9 protein-coding genes are annotated in these 15,714 nt (G+C 33.0%); 6 read left to right on the top strand and 3 right to left on the bottom strand.

The annotated features are described in order from the left end of the window. Positions 1 to 29 precede the first annotated feature (29 nt). From OZP07_RS10265 to OZP07_RS10255, 3 genes are read right to left on the bottom strand one after another with little or no spacing between them, the layout of a single operon-like run. On the bottom strand, positions 30 to 2,711 hold the full coding sequence (locus OZP07_RS10265; RefSeq protein WP_281638284.1) for an alpha/beta hydrolase family protein: 2,682 nt from the start codon (positions 2,709 to 2,711) through the stop codon (positions 30 to 32). A gap of 2 nt (positions 2,712 to 2,713) precedes the next feature. Next, entirely contained in the window at positions 2,714 to 4,147 is a 1,434-nt protein-coding gene (locus tag OZP07_RS10260) for a RagB/SusD family nutrient uptake outer membrane protein (protein ID WP_281638283.1), read from the bottom strand. Between the two features lie 18 nt (positions 4,148 to 4,165). After that, complete coding sequence (locus OZP07_RS10255; protein WP_281638282.1) at positions 4,166 to 7,198, bottom strand: SusC/RagA family TonB-linked outer membrane protein; 3,033 nt, start codon at positions 7,196 to 7,198, stop codon at positions 4,166 to 4,168. A gap of 615 nt (positions 7,199 to 7,813) precedes the next feature. Here OZP07_RS10255 and OZP07_RS10250 point away from each other — a divergent pair. The 6 genes from OZP07_RS10250 to OZP07_RS10225 all read left to right on the top strand — a co-directional run bounded on the left by OZP07_RS10250 (position 7,814) and on the right by OZP07_RS10225 (position 15,693). Then, positions 7,814 to 8,050 (top strand): helix-turn-helix domain-containing protein, encoded by a 237-nt coding sequence (locus tag OZP07_RS10250; protein ID WP_281638281.1) that lies wholly within the window; start codon positions 7,814 to 7,816, stop codon positions 8,048 to 8,050. 732 nt (positions 8,051 to 8,782) lie between these two features. Continuing rightward, on the top strand, positions 8,783 to 9,796 hold the full coding sequence (locus OZP07_RS10245; RefSeq protein WP_281638280.1) for a nucleoid-associated protein: 1,014 nt from the start codon (positions 8,783 to 8,785) through the stop codon (positions 9,794 to 9,796). A 23-nt stretch (positions 9,797 to 9,819) separates the two neighbouring features. Continuing rightward, positions 9,820 to 11,106 (top strand): hypothetical protein, encoded by a 1,287-nt coding sequence (locus OZP07_RS10240; RefSeq protein WP_281638279.1) that lies wholly within the window; start codon positions 9,820 to 9,822, stop codon positions 11,104 to 11,106. 317 nt (positions 11,107 to 11,423) lie between these two features. Continuing rightward, on the top strand, positions 11,424 to 12,560 hold the full coding sequence (tcmP, locus tag OZP07_RS10235) for a three-Cys-motif partner protein TcmP (protein WP_281638278.1): 1,137 nt from the start codon (positions 11,424 to 11,426) through the stop codon (positions 12,558 to 12,560). 1 nt (position 12,561) lies between these two features. Further along, on the top strand, positions 12,562 to 13,302 hold the full coding sequence (locus OZP07_RS10230; RefSeq protein WP_281638277.1) for a DUF5131 family protein: 741 nt from the start codon (positions 12,562 to 12,564) through the stop codon (positions 13,300 to 13,302). Between the two features lie 408 nt (positions 13,303 to 13,710). Next, positions 13,711 to 15,693: a cytidine/deoxycytidylate deaminase family protein gene (locus OZP07_RS10225; RefSeq protein WP_281638276.1), complete on the top strand. Its 1,983-nt coding sequence runs from the start codon at positions 13,711 to 13,713 to the stop codon at positions 15,691 to 15,693. The last annotated feature ends 21 nt before the right edge of the window (positions 15,694 to 15,714 follow it).

Here is a 15,714-nt window from a genome sequence, read left to right as displayed (position 1 = left end):
AGAGGGACTGCATTGATTTTTAGTATTAATCAATTCCTGCTGTTATTAAAAACCTGCGTTTTCTTTACATTGCTGCCCTCTTTTAAATAATAATCAAACCATTTTTCAATACTGTTTGTTAGGTGCTTTTGGTCAGCGCTTTTAGAAAGAATATGACTTTCCTCAGGATAAAGCAACATCGTATTTGTTTTGCCAAGACGCCGGAGAGCTAAGTAAAACTCAATACTCTGATAGTAATGGACATGATAATCCTGTTCGCCTGCCCATGATAATAGAGGTGTGTTCACTTTGCCGGCATGATATATCGGAGAGTTTTGAAGGTATCCGGCATAGTCTTCATAAAGTGATTTACCAATTCTCAATTGTCCGAATTCATATTGCCAAAAATTGGGTTTTTCCATATTCTTAGCCACATATAGATAACCGCTTACAAAATCTGTAATAGCTGCGCCCGCAACTGCAGCTGCAAACATATTAGTCTGGGTAATTATGAAATCTGTTTCATAGCCCCCGTAAGAGTGACCAATAATCCCTATTCGAGTGCTGTCAATGGATTCGCCTGCGATAATTTTTTTTGTGGCTGCAATTACACAGTCAGCTGCAGAAGAACCTGGATTTCCTACTTCATAAACGATGTCTGGCAACAAAACGAAATATCCTTTTGATGTAAAATTGGCAATGTTAAATCCTGTGGGATTATTTTCGGACGGTTTAATGTATTTATATAAATCTTTTGTCTGTTTTTCATAGACATGCACGATCAAAGGATATTTTTTATCGGATTGATAATCCGCAGGATAGTACAAAATTCCATTTGAATTAATCCCCTTGGAATTGGTGTAAGAAACAATTTTTGAGGTTCCCCAGCTGTATTTAATATGCTGTGGGTTGCTCTGGAACACTATTTTTTCCTTCGCGTTTTGATTTTCTTTAATTACTAATCTTGGTGGTGAATTAAAATTTTCTTCTGTATAAACATAGCTATTATTTTTCTCACAAGCAATGAATTGAGGAATTCTCATTTTCTTGTTTATCAATTGCTGTAAACCAGTTTTTTTATTCCAAAAGCAATATCCTTTTCGTTCAAGTCCTTCTGCCTTAATTACCAGCCTGTCATTACCATGAAACTGCCCTTTATAATTACCGTCATAATTCATTTTGATGGACTGATCCCAAGATTGAGGCATAATTCTATATGTTGTTTTTGTATCCAGTCCATTGGTTAATCGAAAAGAATCTGAGCCATCGAGAGCAATGCACCAGATGTCATACTTATCGTAAAGAAAGAGAGTGTTTTTTTCCTCGTTCCATCCTGGATTACCATAAGGGAGTGCCTCCTCCCCCCAGTCGGATTGGTCATCGGAAAAAGCAACTCCTAGATCTTTAGTGAGATTTCTGTGTAATCCGCTTATGATATCATAAATCCACCAATGCTTATTTTTAAAGTAGACTATCTGTTTTTTGTATACTGATATAGAAACACTCCCGTTGATTCCTTTTTGGTTCTCTAAAACTAATTTTTTTTCTCCTGTTGACAGATCCAAAATATAAAAATCCACAGGAGCATCAAAATTAGACTGGGGCTCGTATTGCAGCGGATTGAATAACAAGGCATGGGTCTGGTTTGTGTTTAACATCATTTTTGGGAATTCATTATCGGTAATCCGGCTGAATCGATTTTGGTGAGGCCACCATACAGCTGCTTTTGCTATGTTATTCCAATCGGCAATTTGTATTTTAGAAGGATAAATGGTTTTGTCATCTGTATTCCAAACTTGTATTTGGGAAGAATCAGCTGCAGCAACGGTCTTCTGTAATCCAAAGAATATTCTTTTCCCGTCGGGGGCAATTTGTAAGTTTGCAAAAGACGATGATGTAATTTCTGTGTCATAGGGAAAACTATCTTGTATTGCCGGGTCAAAAGTATATAATTTATTTTCTGCTATATTATAATAACCGACTGCGGTACGTTTTGTTTTTTTGTCATCACCCACAAGAAGCTGTAAGAAAGCAATTGAACTTCCATTTTCCTGCCATACAATATCGGAATATTCACAAGATTTAATAGTACCTGATACTATGACTGTTGTTTTATCCCGCAACTTCAGCAAGGCTATTGCTGTATTTTTTTCAGATGCTGTGCAATAGGCAATTGTATTGGTTTTTCGGCAATAGGAGTATAATTCTATATCATTTATAACAATCGATTTACTATCAGCAGGATTTTTGATCTCCAGCTGTTTTTTTCCGTCTTTTCCTTTTTTTAGAATGATTAGATCTCTAGTATCTGCGCCTAAATCAAATTTGATTACATTCGGAATAGTCTCCTGTTCTGCTGTACGTAAGTTAATAATCATTAACTCCTCTTTTTGGCAAATCGTGATGAACCATTCATCTCCACTAAATTCTCCTTTTTGTCCATTTGGAAAGGCATAAGTCTTTGTTCCTTTACTGTTTTTAACAAATAAGGAGTCGTTTCCAGTTTCATAGTTCAGCGAAAAACTTATCCATTTTGCGTTTTCGGAAAGTTTTTCAGCCCTAAGTGAACTCCATAAGGAATAATCCTCAGCTGTGAGATTTTTTTTAGTACTGTTTTGTCCAAATCCATCCAATGGAATGAAATGGGCGGCTAACATTATGAAGCACACCCATAGTCCATTAATCGATGTGACATAACGCTCTAAGAGATGTTTTATGTTATCGTTTCTCATTGTTAGTATCCTGGATTTTGAGGCGTTAGATTAGGGTTCAATGCCATTTCTGTTTCAGGCAGGGGGAAGAGTCTGTCAGTGGTATTCCATCCCTTTTTTATGGGCTGTAGTACTTCATCCAACCGATTTGCCCTTTTCAGATCAAAAAAGCGGTGTCCGAGTTCCGTGAAAAATTCTGCCTTCCTTTCCTGCAGTATGGAATTAAGTATTTCTTCTCGGCTTATGGCTTTTGTTCCTGTAAGACCAGCGGTGTTTCTGATTTTATTCAAATCTTCTTTTGCACCAATAAGATCACCTTGCTGCGCCCGCGCCTCTCCCCGAATCAGGTATTGTTCTGCAAGGCGTAATAGTATCGAGTACTCCACAGTGCTTGAAGTGTTTGATTTTTGTTTGTATTTATTGGCATGATACCAGGTGCTGGTTCCTTTAGTTAATGATTTTATCCAAAAAACCCTGCGCTGGTCACCGGGTTCAAATCCATTGACAAACTGCTCGCTCAAAGCCACGAGTCTGGGAGGTGCTGCCGTGAATATGAATGTTTCGCCTTCTTGGGTGTTCTGCCCCACCGTACGGGGAATAAGCTGCCAAATTGTTGTACCGCTTTCTTTCAGGAATATTTTATCCAGATCTGTCTCCCATTTATAGACAGCTGTATTATTAATAAGATAGGAAGCGGCATTGGCCGCCTCAGCCCATTTACCATCGTAAAGATAAACTCGTGCGAGTAATGCCATTGCAGCCGATTTGTTGGGGCGTATCCGGTCGATGGAAATGTATTTTTCTGGTAATAGTGAAACTGCAAGTTCCAGATCGGCTATGATATGAGCATAAAGATCCGAAACAGGCATCCTATAGAGCTCTTTATTCTGTTTATAATCCGTTGAGGTAACATAGGGCGAATCTCCAAATAAGTTCAGCATATAAAAATGAAACAGAGACCTTATAAACAGAGCTTCTCCAGTTAATTGATTCTTAGTACCAACAGCCAATAAAGGGGAAGCATTTACTCCTTCAATAATGGAGTTTGCTTTGTAAATTTGGTTATAGCCAGTGTTCCACCAATTTGTACTATCCGAATTTGACGGCAGGATTGAATTGTTGTAAAAGTTTATGGTAGAGCCGGTAACCGTCCCATAATATACAAGTTCGTCTGCATAGTTTCCTATCTGGTTTGACATTCCGGTTCTGCTTCCAGTCAGCATACCCGAGTCCCGCATAGAAGCATAAATGCTGACCATAGCGGCATCAGCAGTGGCTTTGTCCTGAAAAACCGTTTTGGCTGTCAGCTGGGAGGAAGGAAGTTCGACCTCCACAAAATTATCACAGCCGTTTAGAAAAATAATACAGCACAAAAGATGTATTCTTACTGAATATAGATTAATTATGGTTAGGAATTTACTATTTTTAATAAACTCTGAAATTGATTTCTTTTCCATGTTATTTGAATTAAAAGATTAAAAAGTCAGCTGCAGTCCTGTTGTAAATACCTTTAAAGGAGGCAGGCTTGTTCTGTATTTAGATTCAGGATCAGCGCCTTGAAATGAAGTAATCGTTAAAAGGTTTTGTCCCTGAAAAACAACTCGGCATTTAATCTTTTTCAGCCACTGTCCGGGAATGGTATAGGAAAGCGATACATTCTTGAGTCTTATATAAGACGCATCTGTTATAATCGCATCACTGGCATAGTATCTGCTGAATGCCGTAGCGGCATCCTTATTTATTCCGGTAGTATACTGCTGGTATTCTGCTATATCTCCAGGGTTCTGCCAATGATCGAGAATCTCCACAGGCTGATTCGACATGGTGCCAGGATTTCCAGTGCCATATGATACGTTATAATTTAGCTGGTTTACGAACTGAAAAATGAAGTCCAACTGCCAATTCTGGTAACTGAGGCTGTTTTGAAATCCTCCATAATATTTTGGATTGAGATCCTGAACGTATTGTTTGTCTTCGTTTGCAGTTAGTAAGCCGTCTCCATTGAAATCCTGAAATTGATACAGACCAGTTTCTCTATCCATTCCTGTATAATGGTACACTTTTTTAATGTTTAAGGGTTCGCCGATGACATACAGGTTTTTGTATGTTGATCCTTGAAGATTTGGGAAAGAAAGCAGTTCATTTTTAGGTATTGTCAAATTAAAACTGCTCGTCCAGCCAAAAGACTGTCTTTGAAAGTTAACAGTCCGCAGGGTGAGTTCAACACCCCTGTTTTGAACTGCGGCTTCCAGATTTGCCTGTATTGAACTGAATCCCGTTGTGCCAGGGAGCGGTATTCCAACCAATTGATCAGATGATCTGTTTTGATACCAGCCGGCTGTTAAAAAAATACGGTCTCTGCAAAAACCGGTTTCCAAAGCCAATTCCAGTTTTTTATTGGTTTCCCAGCCAAAATCTGGATTAAACAAGCGCGTGGGATCAAGCCCAATAACACCCCCATAATTATTCCCAGAAGAATCATACGTATCCAAAAACTGGTAATCTCCAATCTGGTCATTTCCGCTGGTACCGTATGTTATCCTTAGTTTTCCAAAACTTAAAAAATCAAGGTTCTCCTGTATGAATGTTTCATTTGAAAACAGCCAAGCAGTACCAATGGCACCAAAAGAAGCGAACCGCCTGCTGGGGCCAAACCGGCTTGAACCGTCCCTGCGACCTGTGATATTTAAGAAGTACCGTTCCTGAAGCGAAAAATTAACCCTGCCAAAAAAAGCCTGATATCTATAGACCGACTCGTCATCAAGCAAGGCATGTACATTAAAAGCAGAAGAAAGATCATTAATGAGGCTGTTACTGCTGAATCCTATAGCTTCCTGTACGAGCTGACTGGTTGTCTGCTGCTGCAATGTACCACCAGCCAGAACTTCAATTTTTCCTGCTTCGAATGTTTTAGACCAAGATAACTGCGGTTCAATAATCCATGATTTTCTTGCTGTGCTGTTAACATAGAGCGAAGAGTACTCCGACCCAACTTCATAGGCAGGGTCGTAGATGGTGGAGGGAGTTGTTTTACTGTCTTCAAAACGGGTATCAGTAAAACCAAAGCTTGCTTTTGCAATTAAACTTTGGAAAACAGCATAGGATAATAAGCTGCTAGAAAAAAAGTCATTTGTAACTGCTGTATATTTCCCCTCAAAATTACTCAACGGATTAGTCCAGGTGCTGTTCTCCCAATTTAAATTCCCTTGGGCATCATATAAAGCAGGGGCGTTTGGAGGAAGCAGTATAGTCTGTCTGGTAAGGTCGGTTCCAGGCAGATTATTTTTCTGGGCGGTATAACCCATTGAAAAATTGAGATGAAATTTTTTATTCTCTGATTCATGGTTGAGACTGGCATGCAGGTTTGCTTTTTTATAACTGAAATCGCCCGGCAAAACAGTCGTTTCCTTATGGTAATTTCCACTGATGATGAACTGGGTCTGCGATGAACCGCCGGATAGTGAGGTTTGGGCATCATTGATCTGAGAAGTTCCTCCAATAAGCACTTTTTGCCAGTCGGTATATCGGTTTTGATCCCAAGTGCCATTTACGTCATAATCAGCAGGACCGTATGGAATACCATCATTGGCAAAAGCTTCTCTGCGCATTTGCAGGTATTGCTGTGTGTGCATTAAATCCATGAATCGGGTTACTTTTCCTAATCCGCCAGAGAGGCTGGCGGTAAATCTTGTTTTCCCTTCCTTTCCTTTTTTGGTGGTAATGAGTACTACCCCATTGGCTCCCCTTGAACCATAGATGGCAGTTGCATCGGCATCTTTAAGCACTTCAATACTTTCGATATCCGCTGGGTTAATACTGTTTAGAGGACTTACGGGACCAGGAAGAACTGTACCTGTTAAGTCAGAACCAACGGCATCGGAAGAATAAGGAACACCGTCAATAATATAGAGCGGTTTGTTTCCATCTGAGCGTAAACTGTTTTGTCCCCTAATCTGTATGTCGAAACTGCCTCCGGGCGTACCCGTACTTTGGGTGATAAAAACACCTGCCATACGCCCCTGCATTGTGGCCAATACATTGGTCACCGGCTGTTTCTCAATATCTTTTGATGTGATTTTTGAAATGCTTCCTGTGCGTTCACTATTCTTTACGGAGTAATATCCCGCATTGATCTTCACCTCTTGGAGGCTGGTGGCATTTTCCTGAAGGATAATATTCATTGTGCTGCGTCCTTGTATCGGAACGATCTCGGTTTTGTATCCGATGTAGGTAAAAATTAAAGTGTCTTCTGGTGCCGCAGAAAGGGTGTAATGACCATTATAATCCGATACAGTGGAACTATTTGGTTTATTTTTTATCGATATGCTCACACCCGCTAAGGGATTGCTTCCATCTGTGACAGCTCCCTGAACTTGATGCTGTTGAATTGAGTTAGGATTTTGCCGGAGTGAATTGCTGGCTTGCATGGGTGATAAAGACAGTACAGTTCCCATTAAAAACAGGGAACAAAAAGCCTTTCCACCCAAAGAAAATGAAAAAGTTTTCATAATATTGGGTTGGTTTAGTAAAATGTTAGTTTTATTAGCTGCGGTCCTCTAGGTAGTTTGGCGACGAGATAGAGGGCCATTTTTTGTTTTTAAGCTACTGAGTTGCTAAGACTCTAAGATGCTAAGCTTTTTGTGTTTTTTATTGCATAGGCATTTCTTTTTAAAAGAGTTTTTAAAATAGGAAAAGCTTACTGCCGTTGCCTGTTGCAGCCAGACGTTGGCAGTGCCTTTCCCAACTAATTCAATACTAATTAATGGTAATGCGAAACGTAAAAAAATAAAACAGTGCTAAGAATTGAAGCTGCGTTTTGCCTAAATAATGGACATAAAAAAAGGCATGGAACTCAACTTATATCGTTATCGAGGTACTGGCGGTACCCTACCACGAATAAGTGAGCCCACGCCAAGGACGTGAGCATCTTACTTATCATCTCGTGGTTATTTAAACGCCAGTTTTCGATAACGAGATTCAAAGCGAATGCTTCAAATATTTTCTATATGAAGAAACGCAAAAATACATTACATATCGTAATGATGAACAAATATAATAAAATAATTACAATATGGACTATAGTCCATTGAAAATAATTTAAAAATTATGGCTCTTTGTATGATATGGCAAATGACTTAACAGAAATAGAAATCTATATTATTCAAAGGGTTAAACAAATCCGAAAGGAAAAAGGATTTAATCAAGAACAATTATCTTTAAAACTAGATAAAGGTGTCGGTTTTATTGGCGATATAGAAGCACCTTCTAAAAAAGCAAAATACAATATTAAGCATTTGAATGAAATTGCTAAAATTTTAAATTGTTCTCCTAAGGACTTTTGGCCTGAAAAGCCACTTTAAATATACCACAGTAGAAAAGATGCCTAGGCATCTTTTTTTATGCAATTCATCGAGATGCTTGTCAAATCGGGAGTAAAAGTTGTTAATTCGGGAGAAATTGAGTTCATGATAAACGGGTAACTTTCCATACGTTTTATATTTGAACTATGGAATGGTACGAAATAATTGAGGTAATTGTAATGTGGGTTGTGGGAGCTTATCTAAGGCTAAAATTTAATGAATGGTTGAAATATAAGCATTTAAATGGTAGTTGGAGAAATCGGAAGAAATAAATAAATGTTGTGATGGTTTCTATATTTTGGTTCAGAAACAAACACTTTTTAATAATATGATAATGAAGCATATTCTTATAACCAAATATTTAACCTTCATAACATTTTTTTATATTATATCATTTATTTTATCATCTTTGAATTGTTCCTTACTCATGAACTATATAGAAGCAATAAAATGTTTTACATCATTTTAATTACTTAAAATTTATTCACTAGAATTTTACAATAAAAGTGAATTAAAATATTAAAATAAATTTTGGGAATTAAAAAAAAATCAAAGATATCTTATTGCTCTTATAAATATACAGAACAAGACACCTTGTTTTTATAGGTAAATTCACTGTAAATACAAACAATCTTATAAGTAAGATTTGTATTTGTAATAAAGTAAATAAAGGTACTTAGAATACATAGAGAAGATATTCTGTTTGAAATTTAAGAGATTTAAAATATATATATGATAGTAAATAAAGTAATAATTCATGAACTTTTAAAAGTAAGAGGTCAAAATGTAGCAGAGACTTTTATATCAAATTCACTTCTACCAATCACTGAAATTACAATAGATTTAGTAGATAAATTAAATAGCAGTTATAATGGCGATAAAATTATGTATGCTGTTTTTGATGAACAACCTGATCGCATCTTTCCAACAAGGTTCAGAGAATACAAAGAAAATTCACAAACAGATATTGATTTTTTGAATTTCACAAGGATTATAATTAATAATCTGAGAGACTTAATAAGATTAGTAAATCTTGCAACTGGTGGATTTGTCGTTTTTACTGAATATAATAGTAACGGAGTTGATTTTTTTGGAGCTTTCCTAATTCGTGATACAAAAGGTGTAATATTTAATAGAAACGAAGATGCGCATAGAGTTGAAATCGACACAATTAAATATATGAACATTGAAAAACTTGCTATGGCTTCAAGAATTCATATTCCAAAATATATAAGTAATGATGGTAGATATATTACCTTTATGAGAAAAGGTCAACCAGATGTAGCAGAGTATTTTATTCAATGGATTTCTGCTTCACAACCTGAAAGTAGTAAGCATTTTACAGAACGTCTCTATGATTTGGTTAGTTTAATGCCTTTACCTGTCGACTTTGAATCTGGAGAAGAAATGGAAATTAATACTTTTAGGGATAAAGTTGTAAAATATGTCAAGGATAGAGGCAGAATGGTTGATTTAAATGAAATGGGGAATCATTTTTATGAAGATGAAAGCATTTTTACATACCATAGAGATTTGAATGATTTTGAAATTGACAATATTTTTAAAGCAGATAGAGATGCACTTTATAAATTTAATCAATTAGAAGTTAAAGCAGAAGGTATACAGTTAAAATTTTCAAGAGGTGCCTATAGTTCAAATAAAGTAAGAGTTGGAGAGGAAAACTTAGTTATTATCGAATCTTTAGCATTAAGAAATGCGTTAATAGCAGAAGCAGGTCCTCAATAATAAATACAAAATTAATAGAAAAAATGAATAATTTTAATCATTTTCAAAATTTATTTGAGGTAATAAAAGATCATGAATTAAATTATAATTCTGATACAGAAATTATTTCTATAAAAACAAATGATATATCTAAAATAGAAAATTTTATCACATCTGCCACTAAAATTAATGAAGGCGTTGAATTTAGCATTAATAATTTTGATTATTTGTTTTTTTTTGATGAAAGTGATTTTTGTATTAAATGGAAAAAATGGATTAATTCGAATAAAGATGTTGCTATTTTAAATCTCAGATCAAAATCAAAATTTTATCAAAAAACAGATAATATATTTTATGAAAATTTTATCAAAAAAAATAGTTTTTATTTTAAAAATGCAATCACATATAATGATTTTATAAATTTCTTTATATTAAAAAGTAACGAAGAAAATAATAAATTTCAATTTGTAGATAATTTTGACACAAACTCGAGGAAGCTTTTTTTTACGTCTTCTAAAGAGCCTGGTAAATTAGTATTAAGTTATCCTTCAGAGTTACCAAATTTTGATGATAATATTGATTATTTTATTGTTTTAGATAATTTAAAAAACTCTTTTGAACCAATAAATAAATATCTACCATTATTTATAAAAAATGAAATATTTAAATATTTTGATGATAAAAATGATACTAATGGTTTTGTCACTTTATTTGAAAAATTAAAAGAGATATTAAACTTAGCTGATAAAAATTATCAAATATATCTGCATGATTTATCCTTAGATAAAATAAAATCAGATTACAAAGAATATAAACAGAAATACTTTGCTAGTCAAAATGATATTCTTTCTAAAATAACAACACAAGTCATTGCCCTACCCATATCTATCGCAGCATCAGCATTTTCTTTATATAATTTAAAAGGCGATATATTTCCAACATTGATAGTGATATTTGGTCTGATTAGTTATATAATATACGTAACATTTATTGTAAGTATTTATTTTGGTGATATTTTGACTCTCAATATAATGGCTCAAAAGGATTATAAAATTTTAAAAAATCATCCTTTTTTTATAGAAAATACAGATGAATTAACATACTTTAATGAAATAAAAGATAATATATTCGATAGATTAAAATCGCTTAAAATAGGATTAAATATATTTACTTTTATTATGTGGATTAGTTCGATTTGTCTTGTTATTTATAGTTTAAAAATGCTCTCGATAACAATTAACAATTTAATACTCCCATTTTTAATTGTTGCGTTTTTATTTTGTCTAATATATGTTCGTTTTTTAAATAAACTAGAATTGAAAAATGAATAAATACAATACAAAAAAATTGTAGAGGTTGCGAAATCAAAAATGATAAACCTAAAAAACAAAAGACATATTAAATTATAATTAATTGCTTTTAGTTTAACATTGCTAATTGAATATAAATAGTGATTAGGAATAGCCAGTCAACAATTTGTTTATAGCAAAAGCAATGTAATCAATAATTTTGCCTTTTCAGAAGTACATTTTGACTTAATTTTATCAATTGAAGATGTTATTTTTAAAACAAGGAAATTGTCGAAAGAATATTCCCTATGTTTTTTTTAATGAATTAAGCAAAGTTTTAAAATCTAAAAGATAATTAAATGGCTAAAGATATTAATAAAGCTAGTTTTGACCACGCAACTAAGATAAAATTGGATATTTTTAGAGAATCATTCAAGGAATGGTTACCTGTCTTTATCCATAATCCTTATGTGGAAAAAAGATTTATTTATGATTTTTTTGCTGGTAGTGGAATGGACGCAGATTTGAATTATGGAAGTCCACTTATTCTTTTAGATGAAGCGAAAGGTCAAGATTTAATGTATTGTAGTAAATCTGATGGAAAAAAAATAGTTTTTGCTTTTAATGAAAAAATAAAAAAGAAAAGTAAAGAATTAGAAAAAAACGTCAACCAATTTGTTAATAATTGCCTTCAAAATTGTAATAGAGAAAAATGTGTATATGAACATCATTTTGGGAATTTTGATTTCAAAGAGGCATTCAAGAGACAGAATGTACTTGAAATAATGAATAATAAAAAATATGGCAAGTTTGTTTTACTAGATCAATATGGTTTCAAAGAAGTTAATAATGATGTTTTCAATCAATTAATTAATTTTCCAAAAACAGATTTTATATTTTTCATTTCTTCGTCATTTATAAATAGATTCCAGAATGAAGCTTCAATTAAAAAATATATCGAAACAGAAAAAATAGAATTTAAGAAATCCGAACCTAAACACTGTCATAAATTAATTTCGCAATATTTTAAAAACACAATACCTAAAAATAAAGAATATTATTTACATCAATTTTCAATAAAAAAAGGAACTAATTATTATGGTTTAATTTTTGGGACAAGTCACTCACTTGGCATGGAGAAGTTCTTAAAAGTATGTTGGGATCAAGATAAAATGGCTGGAGAAGCTAACTTCGATATCAATGATGATTTTAAACAAGGGACTCTTTTTTATGATGAGCAATTCAGTAATAAAATTGAAAAATATAAAGAAGAACTTTATAGTAAAATCGCAAATAAAGAAATAACAACAAATATTCAAGGTTTAAAATTTGCATTAAAATATGGAATTCAAACTAGGATTTATTTGGAAATAATTCTTGATTTTTTAGCAAAGGATAAAATCAAAATAACAAAGGGCAAAATAAATAAAAAGATAAGTAGTATACATAGATTAAAAGACATTGATATTTACGAATTTTGTATAAAAGAACAGTAATATGGCAGAATCAAGTATAGAATGGACAGAACTAACTTGGAATCCAACCACTGGTTGTGATAAAATATCTCAAGGGTGTAAAAATTGTTATGCAGAACGAATGGCTAAACGTTTACATGCTATGGGAGTTGAAAAATATGAAAATGTTTTTAAAATCACAGAACATCCTGATTCGTTAAAAGAGCCTTATAAATGGAAAAAAAGACGAGTTGTTTTTGTAAACTCAATGAGTGATTTATTTCATGAATCCATTTCAGATGAGTTTATTTTGAAAGTCTTTGATGTAATGAAGGATACAGAGCATATCTACCAAATATTGACAAAACGCGCCGAGCGTTTGTTAGATTTTGATAAAAGAGTTTTAAAAGGAAAATGGCCTCATAATGTTTGGATGGGAGTTTCCGTTGAAGATATGCGCGTGATAGACCGCATAGATTATTTAAGAAAAACAAAGGCTAGAGTGAAATTTTTGTCATGTGAACCACTTATTGGACCTTTATCAAAAATGAACCTTAAAAAAATTGATTGGGTTATTGTAGGAGGTGAAAGCGGTCCAAAATCTAGAATTATGGAAGCTGATTGGGCTATCGATATCATGGAGCAATGTGAAAAAGCAGACGTTCGTTTTTTCTTCAAACAATGGGGTGGCACTAATAAGAAAAAAACTGGAAGAGAAATTAATGGTAAAACTTATGATGATATGCCTGATTTTGACGGTGTATTAGCGGATGCAGGATATTAAAATCAGTGATGGAAATGTACCCTGCTGTAGTAGCGGAACGTCAGGCTGTGAAAAAATCTCTTTTTTCCATAGTTGCAAGGCAAAAAACCTGTCCTCAAACCGCAACACACCCCTTTTAAAACAAGCTGTTTTTTAAGCAGCAATTTGTTTTATGCCTAATGACTTTAGATATATTAATATTGATAATCCAGTTGAAAATTCACTCGAGATTATATAAAAACGACAACTAACAGCCGTCATCTTATGTAATGCATCGTAAAGTTATTCAAAGCTTTTGAGAGGGATATATATTGGTTATTTTTCAAGTATAGAATGCCTATAGCAGATTACCTGACAAAATCTAGCTTCAAAAATTTTTAAGATAGAATTCGAGAAGACAGAAATTAATATAAAAAAATTAAAAAAAAAATGAGCACGAAATTAGACCAATTATATTCATTAAGAAAGAATTTTACAATTATCGGATTGACAGGAAGAACTGGAAGTGGTTGTTCTGAGTTAGCGGAAATTTTATCTAGTAAATTTGATGAAATTTCTAATATTAGAAAATCAAGTGATATTGAAGATTCCATTTTTCAAAGAAAATTTGCAATAACTTATAATTATACAAAAGAGAATTGGAAGCAATATAAAATTATAGAATACAAGAAAGTATTGTTACTTATTTTACTCCCAAGACTATATAATAATCCGTCAAATACTTTGCTTTTTGATTTTTTTCGATATAAACTAAAAGATGAGACCCCTAAAGAACAAATCTTATATATTAAAGAAAGTATTCAGAAATTAATTATAAATAATGAAGATCTTATAAAAGATATTATTGATATTGGTCCTATTCAATCTTTAAAACAACCAAGTAATCTCATAAAGCTTAATGATATCTTTTGGGGTGAGCAATTTAATAAATTAGCAGATGAAGTAAATCAAATTCTAAAAAAAGGAGGAATTATTGAACGTATAATGCTATTACATCATACTGCAAATAATTTTAGAAAATTGGGTAGACCTTTCAAAAAAGAAAAATCAGATCCAAGATACATCTATACAATTGCAAAAGTAATTAATAGAATTATTAAAGCAACTAAACATTGTTCTTCTGATGAACAATGTCATATCGTAATTGATTCTCTTAGAAACTCATTGGAAATTAATTTTTTTAAAGAACGTTTTTCTGCTTTCTATTTAGTTGCAGTAAAAAATGATGCAAGAAAATCTAAACTTATTAATTCATATGGCAGTTCTACTATAGTGGATAGACTCTTGGAAATTGATGAAGATGAATATAAATGTACAGATTATCAAAAAGGAATTTTTTATACCCCAGACGTACAGAATTGCATTCAAATATCTGATTATCATGTAAATAACAATATTTCACAATCTAATATTGATAATAAAGAAGAAAGCATTAAAAATAAATTCAGTTTTTTTTCAGTAGAAGAACAGTTAATGAAATTACAAGCACTAATCCAACAACCTGGAATAATTACACCTGATCCCTCAGAAAGAGTTATGCAAATTGCATACACCGCTAAGTTAAATTCAGGATGCATATCCAGACAAGTAGGTGCTGTAGTTACCGATGATGAATTTTCAACAAAGGCAATCGGTTGGAATGATGTTCCTAAAGGTACCATTCCATGTTCGGTTAGAAACATTAAAGAAATAGGAAATGATAGTTTTGGATTTACAAAATTTGAATTAGGTGAAGGATTAAAAGAAACTGAACAAATTAATGACGAACAAGCAGATAATTTATTAGATAATGAATCTAAAAAATTTAATAAATATATTAAAGCAAATTATAACGAAGCAAGTTTACCAGAAGAAATGCTAGGAGGAAGAAATTGTCCATATTGCTTCAAGCAAGCATATAATGCTTTTTCAGGTGAAAAGAATCAAGTACATACAAGGTCATTACATGCTGAGGAAAATGCTATGATGCAAATTTCCAAAAGTGGTGGACAAGGCTTAAGAAATGGTTTTCTTTTTACTACTGCAAGCCCTTGTGAGTTATGTGCTAAAAAAGCATATCAGTTAGGGATACGTACAATTTATTACATAGATCCATATCCAGGTATTTCAAGAAATCATATTTTGAAAAGTAATGCTAAAACTGATCCTTTAATGATTTTATTTTCAGGTGCAGTAGGTAAAGCGTATCATAAATTATATGAGCCTTTTCTATCTCAAAAAGATGAGTTAGCATTATTAACTAATTTTAATTTAGAATCCCCTAAGGATGTAAAAGCTAAATCCTTAAAAGCTATTTTGAAAAAAGAATTTAGAAGTAATAAGGTTTTATTAGAAAAAATTGAGAATAAATTCGGTAATGATGAAGCGGGCTTTGATAGCCTAATCTATATAATTGAAAAGGCTCTAGAATAGAACACCAGCTGCTCTCCAAAG

Origin of the sequence: Flavobacterium marginilacus (assembly GCF_026870155.1) — a bacterium.
In the GTDB taxonomy this organism is placed as follows: Bacteria; Bacteroidota; Bacteroidia; order Flavobacteriales; family Flavobacteriaceae; genus Flavobacterium; species Flavobacterium marginilacus.
This window is presented reverse-complemented; position numbering and strand designations above follow the sequence as displayed.

Coding starts and splice junctions, on each gene's coding strand:
- OZP07_RS10265 (WP_281638284.1), bottom strand. CDS start 2,711: ATGAGAAACGATAACATAAAACATCTCTTAGAGCGTTATGTCACATCG.
- OZP07_RS10260 (WP_281638283.1), bottom strand. CDS start 4,147: ATGGAAAAGAAATCAATTTCAGAGTTTATTAAAAATAGTAAATTCCTA.
- OZP07_RS10255 (WP_281638282.1), bottom strand. CDS start 7,198: ATGAAAACTTTTTCATTTTCTTTGGGTGGAAAGGCTTTTTGTTCCCTG.
- OZP07_RS10250 (WP_281638281.1), top strand. CDS start 7,814: ATGGCAAATGACTTAACAGAAATAGAAATCTATATTATTCAAAGGGTT.
- OZP07_RS10245 (WP_281638280.1), top strand. CDS start 8,783: ATGATAGTAAATAAAGTAATAATTCATGAACTTTTAAAAGTAAGAGGT.
- OZP07_RS10240 (WP_281638279.1), top strand. CDS start 9,820: ATGAATAATTTTAATCATTTTCAAAATTTATTTGAGGTAATAAAAGAT.
- tcmP (WP_281638278.1), top strand. CDS start 11,424: ATGGCTAAAGATATTAATAAAGCTAGTTTTGACCACGCAACTAAGATA.
- OZP07_RS10230 (WP_281638277.1), top strand. CDS start 12,562: ATGGCAGAATCAAGTATAGAATGGACAGAACTAACTTGGAATCCAACC.
- OZP07_RS10225 (WP_281638276.1), top strand. CDS start 13,711: ATGAGCACGAAATTAGACCAATTATATTCATTAAGAAAGAATTTTACA.